Genomic DNA, 14612 nt, shown 5'->3' on the forward strand with positions numbered 1-14612 from the left:
AAGGACAGAAATCTCAGCCAAACGCGATGAATAGGGCACTACTCATATCAGGTGGGATTGGTTGCGGAGTTCTATGCTCTTATTGCCCGCAAACCACTATCGGCCGCGCTTACAAACGGATTGGCGGCGGCCCATCGCGCATGACGATGGATGTGTTTAAAGCGTGCGTCGACAAACTTCCGACGGACGTGACGGTCGACTTCACAGGCTTTTACGAGCCTTTTTTGAACCCGCTGAGCACCGATATGATCATTTATGCGTCGGATCTTGGCTTGGATGTGCGTTTATCGACCACGGTGATGGGACTGAACCCGCAAGAAGTAGATCGGCTCGCCCAGGTGCCTTTCACCAAGTTTGCGGTGCATTTGCCCGACACCAAGGGCCTTACCCGTATCATCGTTGACGACAAATATATGGCCGCACTCGACCGTCTGACGAACGCAAAAATCTCCAATATCGCTTTTCATGTACACGAAGGAGCCGCTGGCCCCGAAGAGGTGCACAGCAAGGTAGATCGCCTGCTCGCCGCCCGGGGAATTGAGACCGAGAACCGCTGGATCAATACGCGCGCGGGCAATATTGAGATCGAGGGCAAATCAACACGTTCCCGGCTTGAAGGCGAGCTTGATATGTGCCCGCGGATTTATCAGCAGACCCTTTTGCCGAGTGGTCAGGTTGCTTTGTGCTGTATGGATTGGGATCTCAAACATGTGATCGGCAATCTGCTCGAATGCGAATATGAGGACCTGTTTGAATCCTCTGAGTTCAAGCGCGTCATCGCCGGATATAGTGATGACAGCATCGACATTTTATGCCGGACATGTGAAGTCGCGCGCACCAAAAAAGACGCCCTTCGTGAGGAGTTTATCGAGCAGTCCAGCCGCCAATTCGCTCGCGCTGCGACCGTAACCTAAGTCATGTCGGCGAAATTCAGCAAAGCCGGCGCGACTTACTCCAGCTTCGCGGTCATCATCTGCAACACGCTGCTTGCATTGGTATTGGTCAACGCAGCTTTATGGCTATTCTTTGCTACGCGGGACAGTGCGCCCACCTACGTGCAAAGCAGCAGCGAGAAATCCCCGGAAGGCTTCTTTTATGAGCAAGGCGGCGCGGTTGACAATGGCAAACGCACACCATCCAATCTGACAATCTTTGATTATAAAGCTTATGAAGAAGCGCTAACAGAACAGCAAATAAGCGACTTGCTTGATGAATATTATGAGCATGGCAAGCAGGGGTATGACTATTGGGCTTACAGCCAGTATGCACACCGCCCGTTTGAAGGCGATTATCTGAATGTTGATCTCCAAGATAACGGGTTTACCGCTCGTCGAACGATCAATCCTTCCACGCCCAATGCAGAAGGCAGCGTTTTCGAGATTTTCGTTTTCGGTGGCAGCACGACTTTTGGGCTTGGTGTCGGTGATGCTCAAACGGTGCCCAGTCAATTGAGCACATTCCTTAATGAAAGCGCTGAGGCGGAAGCTAAAGATTTCAGCATAAAGGTCACCAATTTTGGCCGAGTGGGCTTTTATCCGACCCAGGAATTGCATCTGCTGATGGAGCTCCTCCGCGCGGGCGAGCGGCCAGACATGGTCGTTTTTCTCGATGGTCTTAACACTGGCCGCGATGATGATACTCCAAGCCTGACCACCGATTATATCCGCGCGCTCAATGCCGCACAGCAACGAGAGCAATCCCAAGATTGGGAGTGGTTGCCGATGGTCCGTGCTGCGCGGGCGTTGCAAAATCGTATCAAGCCAGCCGCAACCAGCACCCGGCGCGCAGAACTGATCAGGCATAGCCCACAACAGATTGTGGAGCGCTTTGTGCAGATGCGGCAGAGCGTCCTGGCGCTGGGTGACATTTATCAATTCGAAGCGCTGTTTTTTCTACAACCGGATGCGCACTATAATTATCCAGAGCAGCTTTTTGGCGCAGGCCGCCTGCCGATTAGGCCAGAAGCGCGCGAATTTAAGCAAGCCTATTATGCTGCCTTTCCCAATGACAGCGGCTTCATTGATCTAACAGGTTTGTTCTCTGAATGGGGCATGCGAAAGGCCATCATCGATACCGGCCATTATTCTCCTAACTTCTCCGCATTTGTGGCAGAGAAAATTGCAGATGAGGTGGATGTGGCAAGCCTGAGTGTACGCTCCCGCGATGAAGCACAGCCGACTGGCATAATCAGAACGAGATAGTGACCAGTTGGCAGAACCTGTAGCTTGGCACTTGCGCAAACCATACTCAATCTTCGCGCATAGGGCTCAACCAGAATAGCGAGGAATATTGATGGGATATCTGGGACTGTTTGGAATTGTTATCTCACTTCTTTTTCTCGCTAATGCGCCTGTCTTAGCGCAAACTTTGCCTGAAGACACTCTTGCGCCCGACACGCTCAATGTAACCTTCAGCCGTGACAGCATGGATGCAACCATGAAGGTGATGACCGGCAACCACGACCTCGCCGGGCTTACCAGTCAGCCGCTCTGTGTCTCGGCCACAAGAGTTGGGGGCACTGGTTTTTCCGTACTCTTTCTACAATGCCTGCACACGTCAGAAAGCACAGTGTCTCAGGGGTACGGAGCAGCGCAATTGCTGACCACATGGGAAGCCGGGCCAGCCGCGGGTTTATTGTCCAATGACTTGGTAACTCAGTGATGCAGGCCACTTGTCATTTCTGGGAACAGTCCGATAATTCTGAGTCCGCAGGGCCCAGCACAATCTTCGCCAAGATGCGGATCGATAATCGTGCGGATTTGCAGAAACTGATAGGCGCTGAGGACGAAACTTCAGATGATGAACTACTGAGGCGGCTGTATCAGCGATTTGGACGGCAAAGCGCGGATTACTTGCTCGGCGATTTTGCGTTTGCCATCTGGGACCCCTCAACCCAGTCAGTATATGCAGCGCGTGACATTATGGGCTGCCAGCCGGTTTACTATTGCGTGAATGCAATCGGACTTTTCATCGCTGAAACCATAGAGCAATTGCTCGCAAGTGGGCATGTCGATGCGTGCGAAGATGAGGGCATTATCCTCGCCTGCATCAGCGGCGGATTTGACCATCATGAACGCACAGCCTTTGAGCAGATTCGCAAAATTCCTCCTGCGCATTGGCTGGAGGCGAGCGCTGAAGGCACACGTCTGGAGGCCTATTGGCGCCCGCAACAGGTCCAACAGAAGCAATGGAACAGCCATGAAGCGTGCTTAGAGGAATTTCGCGCGCTTCTGCGTAAGGCTGTCGCTGATCGTATGCCCAAGGACGGCGACATGGGAGTACATGTCAGCGGCGGGCTCGATTGTTCTTCGATTGCCCTCCTTGCCTCGGAGCATCTGCATGATCAAGGCGAGCCGGGACCGCATGCGTTCACCTGGTATCCCAAACCGAGTCAGGAAATGGGTGAGGCCGAACAGGAGGAATATGAGCGATTAAACGCCGTCTTCACTGCGATGGGGACAGAGCCGGTCTACACCCAGCAATCGATTGATAACATTCTGGAGGTGCTCGATCGCGACAACCGAGTACAGCCCATGTGCAATGCCTCATTTGACGAACGCCCCGTCCTTAAAGAGGCGCAGAAGCGTGGCGTGACGATGATTTTGTCGGGCCTTGGCGGGGATGAAGCAGCATCCTTTGATGGCAGAGGTTATCTTGAAGGCCTGGCGCAGAGTTTGCGTTGGCGCAAATTGGCCAGTTTCGCAGCTGCGGAGCAAAGATCACCTGCACGACTGATCATCCAAAAGTGGTTCTATGGCGCTGTGCACAAATACGCATCTGACGGCTTACTTCGTGCTTTTTTCCATCAAACGTTCGAGGAAGGCAGGCGCGGTTTTAGCGCGCTAATCCATGGCCTGCTCGCCGTGACTTCTTCGCGGTTTGGCAGGCATGTAAAGCTCAAAAATAGCGAGTTAGAACCCTATCTGCATGCTCGATGGCAAAGTATGCAAGCGGAGGTACCAAAGCTTGATGTTGTGCGGTGTTGGGGTGTTAAGCAGACAATAGGAGCGCTGCTGACTTGGCCCCATTTGACCAATCGAATAGAATCGGTTCACTTGGACGCTGCCAAGTTTGGCATCACCATGGCGTATCCGCTCCTTGATCGGCGTGTGGTTGAGTTCGCTCTATCTTTGCCAGAGCATGTTTTTAAGGACAGGCGTTGGAAGCGCCTGTTTTACCGCGAGGCGATGGCTCCGATCTTGCCGGAAGAAGTTTGCTGGAGGCACGTCAAAAATGATCCCGCGCGTTCAAACGCATTGTTCGAAGCACTGTCGGAAGCGATCAAAGCCAAGATACGTGAACTTCAGGACTCGCCAAAGAGCCTGCCCGAAACCAAATATTTGGACTTAGAGCGATTTATCTCGGATTTATCAGAGCGGGACTTGATAAACCGTGACCGCAAAGGCCGCGTTCTTTCAATGATCGGATGGCTGCAATACGAAACGCAGACCTCCACCCGATCGGAAAACTGACTAGCCGCTATTAAGAATTGCGGTAGAAGTTGAAAGCCTCACCAGGCTGCAAACGGCCATTGAAATTGCGCGTAGCGGATGGGACATCTAATTCTTCGATCTCAAGGCTGACCCAAGGTTTTTTAGTAGAGCCACAGGCCCTAGTTGGTTTGTTGCTCATGCTATCCTCGTCAATCGCAAGCCACTACCATTTCCCTATCGTGCATATCGCTGACAAGCGCAAGTAGCTCTTTCTCGCATTGTTCAGCCGGCACGTCATATTCACTCAGCAAGGCGATTTGAATGTCCTCCAGAGAGGTTGGCTCTTTCAAGAGTTCCCAAATCCGGAAAGATGGGCCCTTGAGGCTGTAATAGCGCCCTTTCTCCATACACATCATCACGATCTCATCACCCAGATCTGAAGTCAGCATAGACTCTGATGCTTGTACCAGAGAAGAAAGAGAAAATTTACGCGACAACTTTGTTACCAGTGCATTTGTTACCCAGAGACCTTCGGGCTATTTTAGAAAAGCGCAAGGCGATTGGCAACATTCTAAATACTGGTTTCATCCAGCCTAAGGCGCTTCGCCAATTCCGCAAATCGGCGACGCCATAGGCGCAAGGCCGCAAAATAGTCAGGATCCATATCGCCCGCCAATTCAGAAAGAGGGAGCCACGGCTTTTGGTACCCTGTAAAATGCAATACCCGGGCATCATCAACGGACAGTCCTGTTGTTTTTTTGATGATTTTTCGATGTGAGAGCAGATAATTGTTCTCTGCTGACGCGACTACCACCTCATCGCCAAAACGCTTGTTCAGGAGCATCTGATCTGTGTGCCCGGTTGCATCCTCGGCCCACTCGACCATCTCCATCATGTCCAAAAGCTCGCCGAACATTTCGTGCCCAGCCAAATTCCCATCCACAACAATCAAACCACTGTTGAAAGTCTGCCCGAGCACACGCGTATCTTCTAGGTGCTCGACCTCAACGAAATCTGCAGTTCGGCGATAGTTGCCCCGATAGTAAGCTCCATCACCGCAAGCAATGACAGGACCCGGAACACAGAGCATCGGCTCAATATTTCTGACAAAAAGCAAGTCGCTGTCACACAGCACAAGCCGGTCATAGCCTTGCAAAACAAACGCCTGGAGCAACGCGAATTGCAGGTACTTCTGCTCCTTCCAGCCAGCCTCTACCGCAATATGCCTGCTGAGTGCCAACAGATCTGACGACGGATGTTGCAATTCAACTCTTGGGAAAGCGCCTTTGACTAGGTCGGCATTGGCTGTGCTCAGCCCGTCATGAATGATGATAAATTCGCCATCGAACCACGGGTGCTGTGCCAAGAAACTGTCGAACATTACCAGCGTACCGGGGACAAAATCGTCCGATGCAACAGTGACTACAGCAAGCTTTTGGGCGGCCAGCATCTCTCCAGATGACGTCAATGCGCGTTGCCTCATCCCGGCGACTGCGCAAGGAGGGTTTCATACATTCTGGCCCGCGACAGCAGACGCCGATCAAGTTCTGGCCGCTCTTCTAATGTGGCTAGATCAATCTGCAACGGATTGATATCATTATAGTGCATCGTATCGAGAAACCAATCGCGCGAATATCCAAGAAACAAGGCCGGTCTGTTGGTGTTCGATTGGTTGGCTGTCCCGCAATGCCGCAAACGGTAGTCCATCAGCATAGCGCTGCCAGGAACCAACACCGGGTCAATAAAGTCAGCCTTATTAACCTCGCCAGCAAGATCAGGTTTTCGATGGCTACCTAGCCATACTCTAGTGGTACCATTCCTCTGATTGAAGGGCACCAATGGAATGATCAGATTGACAGCAAAACTGGGGCAGAAGTTATCAATCCGATCGGCAAACAAACCATTGTAATCGCGATGCACATGCTGCTCATCAGCACCTGAAGCTGCGTTGACACAAGTAAAGCAATTAAGGACGAAATCCTCGCCATAAAGCTGCCCCAAAAAGCCGCGCAACTCGTCGGGTGCAAAAATCGCACGATCATCGAAAGCATTGGTTATGGGAATAGGCGACATGTGGCGCCCTCCTCCAACGAGCAAAGCGGGCCTGTTGCCCTGCGATGAAGAAATGTGAGCCTGCACCGCCGCAAAAAGCTCTGCTACTTTATCCTCGCTCAAAAAGCGCTCAACGCACAGCGCGCCCGACTGCTCAAACAAACGAACGCTATCCGCACTTGCCAGTTGATCTTTCGAAATTGCGGGAACCTTGGTCAAGTCGTCATTCGCTTCGATAGCCAATCCATAAACGACTATCTCTTAAAGGAAAACGACACAAGACTGAGTCAATCTTGGGGTGCAGGCAGGTCACACTCGTCGATCATAGCCGAGCTGCTGCATGACTTTGCCATGGCGCAAAACAACCGCCTCTGCCTGCTCATCCGTTAGTTCTTCGCGCCAGCCGCCGCTGCGCCCCTTTCGAAAGAATCGCCCAACATCGATCGAACCTTCCCGAAATCCGCGCTCGCGCTCTTGGCTGCTCACACGATCAAACCGCGATGCAGCAATCGCTTTGTCGGCTTTCTCGGGTTGCCAGTCGAGGCCGCTAAAGCGGACGAGACGCTCGAAATGCCTGGCTGTGTTCTCAAGCAAGTCCTCATATTTGATGATCAGCATCTCTATATCTGTCTGGCCCCGCCACTCGATCACATGATCACTCCAGCTCCCAATAAACTCCTCAAAATGCGTCTCACTGGCGTATGATAACCGGCTTGGATCACTCATCTGCTCAGTCGCGCGCTCAATTGAGACACCGTTATGATGGGCTAGTGAGCTGACCAAATCGAGCGGATTGCGGACAAGATAGATCACCTTTGAACCATTTTTTGCAGGGAAAAGTGGGAGTGCATCATATCGACTGCAATAGCGTTCATGCACCTTAGAAAAGGCGACATTGGAGAAGCTCTGAGCAAAGTCGGTATGCCAATTGCGCCGATATCGATCGAGTGCGTGCTTTGGAATTTCGCTGGAACTGATGCCGATATGCTCTTCGAAGTCGAAGCGCGATAGATGAAGAGCAGAACCTAGAAGCAGCTCTCCCATATCCCACCCGGCTCCGCTTTCACTCAGGTAGTTGCTGAGAAGTATGCGCACCCAAGTGTTGCCTGATTTTGGATAAGATACCAGCCAGTTGAATGTCATCAGACTATCATTTCTTGGCAGCAGGGTCGCCAAGCTGGGACAGTATCAACTCGACCATCTCATTGAGCAAGAAACCCTTCACAGGTCGACGAAGTCGGAAAACAGGGACGACGGATAACAATTTTGAAACGGCGCCAAAATGCTCTTTTTCAAGCCCCATTCCATCGTAGAAACGCTTGCGAAAAGTGAAAAACGACACAGCTGTAAAGGCAGCTCTAAGCGACAGCTCTTCAAGTTCAAACCCCTCTTTGTCATGTCCATCGAGCATGACAATTTGAGCGACTGGCACAGGCTCGTCTCCCGCCAACTCGAGGGGGAAGTGAAATTTCTCCAATTCTGGACCAAGTTTTTGATAAGCGCCAGGCTCCTTGGCAAGCTTCGTGAGTGATGTCGCTGTGAGTTTGCTACTTCCAAAACTGGGAATGACTTGAGGTGCATCAGTCGAGGTCGTGTGTACCGCCGCGATGTCATCAGTGATCATCCCAAAGCCGCGCTGACTGAGCGCTGCGAGCGTAGTCGATTTGCCGATGCCCGAATGACCGATAAACAACGCTGCACCTTGCTGTGTTAAAACACCGCTAGCATGAAGCGTGAGAAGCCGTCTTTGTTGCAGGATCGCGGCAAAGGCTGACCCCATCAGATACGCGCTTATCTCTTGAATGTGGCTACCCAAGGCAGGCTTAATCTCAATGCGAGTTCCTTCAGTCACATGGTATTCAGCCACCTGATCGATAGAGAGAAGAAAACTCCGATCGGCCGCTTGCCAATTGGCAAACCTGCGGGAGAATAGTTTCTTATCAAACGAAAAATCTGGCGGCAGCAGTTCGATCATTACATCTGCGTCACAGCTGTCACTTTCGGGCAAACGCTCGAGGATAATTGTGGAAGCAATGACTAGATTATAAGCTCGATAATAATGCATAATGGGCAAGGAGCTATTCGCTATTCCTCAAGCGTGATAAGCGCCGATCATCACCAAGCGTTGTGCGCTTGATCATCCTTTGTCAATCAACCAGAAGCTGAGGGCTCGGGCGGTGTTTGAGACGTTCTTCGCCATTCCCTCGCGCGCGCACAATTGGTGAAACAGAAAGCAATGCGAATGTCAGTGACATGGGAGCCCGTTTTTACCGAGGGGCGAAGGCGCAGACAGGCGCTATTCGGCCTCCTAAGGGCAGGCATCAAATCGGGGCAAGACCCGCAGATGCTTTGCAAGTTAGCCGCAGATCTCGCGCGTATTTTGTCGCATGATAATGATGAAGTGATGGAGATAGCTGCAGAGCTGTATGCCTATGCCCCACAATCCATCGAAGTAGGCCAATTACGTACCTTCGCCCTTCGCAAAGAAGGGCAGTTAGAAAACGCATTGGCCGCTTGCATGGATTTGCTGAAACTTGATCCGGGCAACCCAGAAGCACAACTCGAACTGAGCAAAATCTATGCTGAGCAAGGTGACCTTGGGAAGGCCAGGCAAATCTTGTCTCGCCCTGAACTCAAAGCCTTGGGACTCAATGATCTGTGCGAATGCCTGATCAAATTGGGCGAGGTGGAAGAGGCAAACAGGCTCATCGAACATGCCGCCACCCAAGGCCGCCTACCGAGTAATCTGCAAGCGCTGCGCTGCGTGTGTAAAACCTTGCTCGGCGACCGCGATGGTCTGGCGCAATTGCAGAATCCAGACCTCATTTTTCGCGCACCAGATTCCGCAGATGCCGACTTACTCTCTGCACTCAAAGCAGCAATCGCTGACTGTGAAACCTTGGTACATGAACCCGCGAGCACCGCCACGATGGCCGGAACTCAAGCTTTCTTGCATGATATACTTGCACCTGACCTCATGATCGAGGTCTCTACTATCATCCAGCGCAAAGCCGAGTGCTACATAGCAGAGCATCAAGACCACGCAGTTTTGGGGGCACTTCCGGCCGAGCTCAACTTAATCAGTTGGGCGGTCAGCCTTGAGGAGGGCGGTTATCAATCAACCCACTATCATCCGGGTGGATTGGTTAGCGGGGTCTTCTATGTAGATGTTGGCGAACCCTCGGATCAAAGCGGAAGTGAAGGCGCAATCGAATTCTGGCGACCGCCAAAAGACCTCGTAAGCGAAGAATCAACCCGCGATCAAGGCGATGACGTTGCAGTCATCAAGCCCAGGGATGGGTTGATGTTGCTCTTCCCATCCCATTTTTTTCACCGCACCATTCCCCATAGGGGAAGTAGCGCCCGCATCAGCATTGCATTTGACGTAAGCTGACGGATTAGCGAAGGTTTGGAGGGGCCTCTCACTCACTGCATTGCGCTTCATTGAAGAGCCGAGGATTATGGACGGGCAAGCAATGGCTCGCCCATGTTTTTGGCTGCTGGCTAATTGGCCGCATCGTAGTGCTCAAAGATTAGATGCACACGGTGGTCATCGCCGAAATTGCGCGCTGCGTGGCGTACGATGTTATTCACCTCATAAGCCTGTCCCACCTCAAGATGACGGCATTCGCCATTGCTCTCGAACATCGCGTGTTGATTGCTAATCAAAGGCACGTGAACTTTGTGGGTCAGGAGGTTAGCCCCCGCTCCATCGAAATGGGGGTCTATTGCATGGCCTGCCAAAAGGCGGGCTAACATGATCTTGGAATAGACCCGCTGTTTGTGGTCATATTGGTCTGTAATGGCATTCATCAATGGGAGCAATTTGGACTCCCATACTCGCCAAATCGGGTTGGTGTAAAATTCCCTCGGATCGCGGTTACCAGGGGTGAAGCGGAAAATTATGTGCTGCGTGCTGTGAAAGACTTCGAAATCGTTCTCCTTGCGCGCATCTTCGATCTCCCAAAGGGTATCGGGCAGACGTTCCACCAAAGCCACCAGCTCGCTGACGTCAAATTTCCCAAGCTCGCGGTAAGCCTCTGGTTTTTGAACTTGCTTGATCATCACTCGCTCAGAACCTCGTAGCCAAAGCTATTTAGCAATTGTTCATTGCTAACAAAGAGCTGATTGATTGTGGCGATATCCTTGCGTGACAATCGGTCGATCTGATCGGCGTTCATATTGCGCAGACGTTCATTGTAACGCCCTTTGACCTGAAGCTTTTGATCAAAGTCGAGATCGCCAAGGCGGGGCATCAATTCACATACCTTACGCGCTGCCTCAGCCGGATCAGCGCATAATTCCTCATAGGTGAAAAAGGCGTAAGGCCGAGACATGCTGTCAATATTGCGGCGCATCATTGCAAAACAATTCACAATGTGAGCTGCGGCAACCTGCAAAGCCTCGTCCCGAATGGACATGCGCGTGGGATTGTAGCGGCAAATCGCTTCGACCACTGCATAAGGATTGCGCACAAGGAAGATGATCATGGCCCCATCAAACGCTGCGAGTAATTGATCGAACACTGCAAGAAAGGGCGGAGCTTTGGTGAAGAATGTAGTCGCACCTGCATGATGACCCTTCGCTTGAAAATACCAGGCTTGCTTCGTCCGCTCCCAATCATAGAGCGAGGGATCCTGGATGCTTTCAAGATATGGCTCTGAAGCCGCCCATACGAGTTCCTTTTGATCAATTGCGAGATCAGGGCCACGATAGCCCAGCATATGCTGCCCCTCACGCGGCAAGCGCCAGATGTCTTGGCAGGTCTCAAGTGCCCTTGCGACAAAGGTGGAGCCGCTATTGTTGGGACTGATGAGAAAGAGATGATCCGCAAGGGTTTCGGGCAGATTGGCCTGTGCTCCCAACACCTCACCTGTTGCACCCTTAAGGGTCTGAGAGACGCTCATCCTATCGCTCAACGAAACCGCTATATTGGCTGAGTTGGCTAACGCCAGAGACGTCAACTTCTCCGCATTTCAGCCATGCGTGCATATCCAGTCCGCCCTCCTCTTCTTTGCGCCGCGCCCCAAAATAAAGCTGTGTTTGAACGCCGCGGCGATTGAGTATCCAGCGCGCGGCCATCGCTTTGGGAAGGCAAAGGATCTCAAACGGCAGATAATACACGCATCGTTCCACCCGCCACGCGATTGTCCGCGCGGCTTTGCGATCCCGTTGGGACGGTTCCTGGATCGGCGCATTTGCATCCGATTGCACCGGTCCAATGGCTGCACGCCAAAAGCGGAACGGGACGAGCTTGACCAATAGCAAAGCCCAAAGCAGTGTCAGAGCCGTTTCCAGTGCTTTGGCAAGCGCGATTGGAATATAGAGCATATGTTGCCTGAAGAGATGGATCAATCGATAGAAGCCAGCTGTAGCACAGAACGATAGGCGTCTTGGGCACCAAGCGTGTTGGCCCAACTCGTCTCTTCAGAAGAAAGATCATCGCGCTTTATGCGGTACAGATTTGGTGAAATGTTCGAAGCAGCGGCAACCATCCGATCCGACTGCGGCTGAACGCCGGCCAATTCACACAAGCGTCGCACATAGCGAGCAGGATTCCTCGCTTCAGAGTAATCGACGAAGCACGTTCTTGATGCCAAGAAGTGTAACGGTCCCTCCATCACGCCTTGTATCGCGCCCACGGTTTTTTCGTAGTCAGAGAGGAACTTCGAGACGAAGGTGAACTTCGATTTTGCCGAAGACAGTTCTTCCTGCCGAGCAGAAGCCAACCATTCCGAGTGCGCTTGCTCTGACGGATCTCGGACCGAAATAATCAAACGGGAAATTTCCGGCGCAACCAGACGCCAATCAGGCAACTGACTTTCGTCGGTGAAATACCGCATATCCATTTTGCACGCCTTGCGGCTCGATCCTGATGTCAAATGCTGCCGAAAAACTTCTGATCGTGGACCGCCATAAAATATGTCAGGATCTTCATAGTAGCCGAACGGATTCAGGTTCACATGCCTGCTTTGGACATCCGGATCGCTATGATCGTCAAATCTGCGACCGACAATCTCGTAATCGAGCATACCCAGGGTTCGCATCAAGAGCGATGATCCCGACCTGCCCAGCGTGAGAACAACTATCAACGGGAGCCTCATCAACTCGGAACGCCATCAAAGTGACGTATCATCAGAATTTTATCCAGGCAAAAGCCAGTGTCAAAAATTTCGAGCATAGGTGCGGCTACATTATTGAGTTAGTTGCCGTCTTGTCACATTCAGACTGGTCTGAGCCCGAAGTTTCGGCCTTCTTTTAGTAGAGCCTTTGGCGGTTTTGTTACCCATTGTTACGCTTGATGGTGGAGGCAGTCATGTAACAACTCGTCTCCGACGTGCGTCCGCTTAAGGATGCTTTCTCGCATAGTTCATATGTCGAAATCGGGGGTGGAAGCGGACGCAAGGCATGTAAGCTTGATCTGCATGGGGCTGCTCGACCCAATCGAGAAAACCACTCATTGCCGAGCACATCTATTTGCACTAATAGTGCCATAATAGACAATATTGACGGTGAAAGGTGACAATGACCTACACGCTCTATGGAATGGCCGGATCGCTCTACACAGCAAGGGCTCGCTCCTACATGCGCATGCACGCTGTTCCCTTCACGGAAGTGAAAGCTGGCAGCGAGGGGTTCACAGGCGAGATTGTCCCGCAGATTGGTCGCTGGATCATACCCGTCATCAAAACCCCTGAAGGGTCGATCATTCAGGACGGTGCAGACATAATCGATCATTTGGATGGCGCTGGGTTCAGCAAGAATCCAATCTATCCGGCAGACCCCAAGCTGCTGGCCATTGCGCACCTGTTCGAATTATTTGGATCGCACGGTCTCCTTCGCCCTGCGATGCATTATCGCTGGAACTTCGACGAAGTGAACCTGCCCTTCCTGCGGGAGACATTCCGCGATGTGCTCCCATCGGGCCTTCCCAAGGAGGCAGAAGATGCAACTTTCCTACACGCCAGTGGCCGCATGAGAAAGGCGGCCGAAGTGTTCGGGGTCAATCCCAAAACCTACAAACTGGTCGAGGAGAGTTACGGCCAGTTCCTGTTGCTTATGGAGCAACATTTAGGGGAGCATCCCTTCATTCTTGGCGGCCACGCTACAATTGCCGACTATGGCTTGATCGGCGCGATGTACGCTCACCTCGCCCGTGACCCTGTTCCATTACGGTTGATGCAAGTCAGCGCTCCCAATGTGTTTCGCTGGGTTGAGCGGATGAACATGGCCGAGACCTTTGTCGATGAAGCCATGGCAGACTGGGAAGGTAAGTTGGTAGCGGGCGACGACCTGCCTGAAAGCCTGCTCGAACTTATGCGCTTCATCGCTGATGACTACCTTGCTGAAATCACTGCGCATGTGGCGCGCGCCAACAGTTGGTTGGACCGTCATCCTGAGGTCGAGGCCGGATCACCGACCAACAACAAATCCATGAAAAGCGGCTTGGGACTGGCACCATTTGAATGGAGAGGGCGGACAATCGAAACGGTTGTCATCCCTTATCGTTTCTATCTCCTGCAACGCCTCCACGACGCATTTGATCGCCAGCCGGAGAAAGATCAGACCTCAATCCGCTCCGTCTTTGAAAGCACAAGACTCGAAAGCCTATTCAATCTCCGCCCCTCTCGCAGGATGGAACGACACGACAATCAGGAGGTATGGGGATCTAAACAGTAACGAGGGATTAGAACCCTCACTACGCAGTCGAACTTGGCGTGGCAGCAATCACCTTCGATCGGCCGGAAAAACTGATAGCTTTAACGTCAGAGATACTGCGCGATTTCTTCAAGCTTGTGGCTCAGTTTCGTTTTGCCGCTGCAAGCTCGAGTGCTGTCACCACGCCATCCTTGTTCTTGTCCACCCGATCAAATGCCGTTCCATACGCGCCAAAGCGGCGCACCATGCCTGCGCGACCCAATCCATCATCAGCATTGGCATTGATGAAGTTTCTAAACTCTGCAGGGGTCAGCTTGCCGTTATTATCTGCGTCAGCCTGCTGGAAATTTTCCCGCGCCTTCGCCCGATCGTCATTTTTTTCCTTTGCCATCGTCGGCGCGCCAATGAGCAGAGCGGACACAGCAACAATTGTAGAAATTTTCATCAGGCATTCTCCGGCAGAGATGG

Annotated in this window: 16 protein-coding genes; 6 read left to right on the forward strand and 10 right to left on the reverse strand. The window is 52.1% G+C overall.

Going from position 1 to position 14612, the window contains the following annotated elements:
* Window positions 1–146 precede the first annotated feature (146 nt).
* The 4 genes from AC0V6K_RS03680 to AC0V6K_RS03695 all read left to right on the forward strand — a co-directional run bounded on the left by AC0V6K_RS03680 (window position 147) and on the right by AC0V6K_RS03695 (window position 4472).
* Window positions 147–914 (forward strand): radical SAM/SPASM domain-containing protein, encoded by a 768-nt coding sequence (locus AC0V6K_RS03680; protein WP_486172551.1) that lies wholly within the window; start codon window positions 147–149, stop codon window positions 912–914.
* Window positions 915–917: 3 nt separating this feature from the next.
* Window positions 918–2201, forward strand: coding sequence for an SGNH/GDSL hydrolase family protein (locus tag AC0V6K_RS03685; protein WP_472624905.1), 1284 nt, complete (start codon window positions 918–920; stop codon window positions 2199–2201).
* Between the two features lie 166 nt (window positions 2202–2367).
* The gene (locus AC0V6K_RS03690) at window positions 2368–2661 is read left to right on the forward strand and encodes a hypothetical protein (protein ID WP_472624907.1); all 294 of its coding nucleotides are present in this window, start codon (window positions 2368–2370) and stop codon (window positions 2659–2661) included.
* A gap of 74 nt (window positions 2662–2735) precedes the next feature.
* Window positions 2736–4472, forward strand: a complete 1737-nt coding sequence (locus tag AC0V6K_RS03695) for an asparagine synthase-related protein (protein WP_486172552.1) — start codon at window positions 2736–2738, stop codon at window positions 4470–4472.
* 170 nt (window positions 4473–4642) lie between these two features.
* Here the strand turns inward: AC0V6K_RS03695 and AC0V6K_RS03700 are convergent, their stop codons facing one another.
* The 5 genes from AC0V6K_RS03700 to AC0V6K_RS03720 all read right to left on the reverse strand — a co-directional run bounded on the left by AC0V6K_RS03700 (window position 4643) and on the right by AC0V6K_RS03720 (window position 8460).
* The gene (locus tag AC0V6K_RS03700; RefSeq protein ID WP_472624909.1) at window positions 4643–4882 is read right to left on the reverse strand and encodes a PqqD family peptide modification chaperone; all 240 of its coding nucleotides are present in this window, start codon (window positions 4880–4882) and stop codon (window positions 4643–4645) included.
* Window positions 4883–5004: 122 nt separating this feature from the next.
* Entirely contained in the window at window positions 5005–5916 is a 912-nt protein-coding gene (locus AC0V6K_RS03705; protein WP_486172553.1) for a glycosyltransferase, read from the reverse strand.
* A complete protein-coding gene (locus tag AC0V6K_RS03710) occupies window positions 5913–6728 on the reverse strand; it encodes a phytanoyl-CoA dioxygenase family protein (RefSeq protein ID WP_472624913.1) in 816 nt (271 codons plus the stop codon). The genes AC0V6K_RS03705 and AC0V6K_RS03710 overlap by 4 nt, the downstream gene beginning before the upstream one ends.
* A gap of 66 nt (window positions 6729–6794) precedes the next feature.
* Complete coding sequence (locus tag AC0V6K_RS03715) at window positions 6795–7628, reverse strand: sulfotransferase domain-containing protein (RefSeq protein ID WP_472624915.1); 834 nt, start codon at window positions 7626–7628, stop codon at window positions 6795–6797.
* Between the two features lie 7 nt (window positions 7629–7635).
* A complete protein-coding gene (locus tag AC0V6K_RS03720) occupies window positions 7636–8460 on the reverse strand; it encodes a hypothetical protein (RefSeq protein ID WP_472624917.1) in 825 nt (274 codons plus the stop codon).
* Between the two features lie 246 nt (window positions 8461–8706).
* Here AC0V6K_RS03720 and AC0V6K_RS03725 point away from each other — a divergent pair, with 246 nt between their 5' ends.
* On the forward strand, window positions 8707–9879 hold the full coding sequence (locus AC0V6K_RS03725) for a putative 2OG-Fe(II) oxygenase (protein ID WP_472624919.1): 1173 nt from the start codon (window positions 8707–8709) through the stop codon (window positions 9877–9879).
* Between the two features lie 110 nt (window positions 9880–9989).
* Here AC0V6K_RS03725 and AC0V6K_RS03730 read toward each other — a convergent pair whose 3' ends face one another.
* Genes AC0V6K_RS03730 through AC0V6K_RS03745 form a run of 4 tightly spaced genes read right to left on the reverse strand, consistent with a single transcriptional unit; the run spans window position 9990 to window position 12589 of the window.
* Window positions 9990–10550: an aspartyl/asparaginyl beta-hydroxylase domain-containing protein gene (locus AC0V6K_RS03730; RefSeq protein ID WP_472624921.1), complete on the reverse strand. Its 561-nt coding sequence runs from the start codon at window positions 10548–10550 to the stop codon at window positions 9990–9992.
* Window positions 10550–11404, reverse strand: coding sequence for a sulfotransferase (locus tag AC0V6K_RS03735; protein WP_486172554.1), 855 nt, complete (start codon window positions 11402–11404; stop codon window positions 10550–10552). The genes AC0V6K_RS03730 and AC0V6K_RS03735 overlap by 1 nt, the downstream gene beginning before the upstream one ends.
* Complete coding sequence (locus AC0V6K_RS03740) at window positions 11394–11816, reverse strand: lasso peptide biosynthesis B2 protein (protein ID WP_472624925.1); 423 nt, start codon at window positions 11814–11816, stop codon at window positions 11394–11396. Before AC0V6K_RS03740 ends, AC0V6K_RS03735 begins: the two co-directional genes overlap by 11 nt.
* A gap of 20 nt (window positions 11817–11836) precedes the next feature.
* On the reverse strand, window positions 11837–12589 hold the full coding sequence (locus AC0V6K_RS03745; protein ID WP_486172555.1) for a sulfotransferase domain-containing protein: 753 nt from the start codon (window positions 12587–12589) through the stop codon (window positions 11837–11839).
* A gap of 421 nt (window positions 12590–13010) precedes the next feature.
* On the opposite strand from AC0V6K_RS03745, the gene AC0V6K_RS03750 reads away from it, so the two are divergent.
* Window positions 13011–14165, forward strand: a complete 1155-nt coding sequence (locus tag AC0V6K_RS03750; protein ID WP_472624929.1) for a glutathione S-transferase family protein — start codon at window positions 13011–13013, stop codon at window positions 14163–14165.
* 121 nt (window positions 14166–14286) lie between these two features.
* On the opposite strand, the gene AC0V6K_RS03755 is transcribed toward AC0V6K_RS03750, so the two are convergent.
* Window positions 14287–14589: an EF-hand domain-containing protein gene (locus AC0V6K_RS03755; RefSeq protein WP_472624931.1), complete on the reverse strand. Its 303-nt coding sequence runs from the start codon at window positions 14587–14589 to the stop codon at window positions 14287–14289.
* Window positions 14590–14612: the final 23 nt, after the last annotated feature.

The sequence above is a fragment of the Erythrobacter sp. S43 genome (assembly GCF_057364955.1).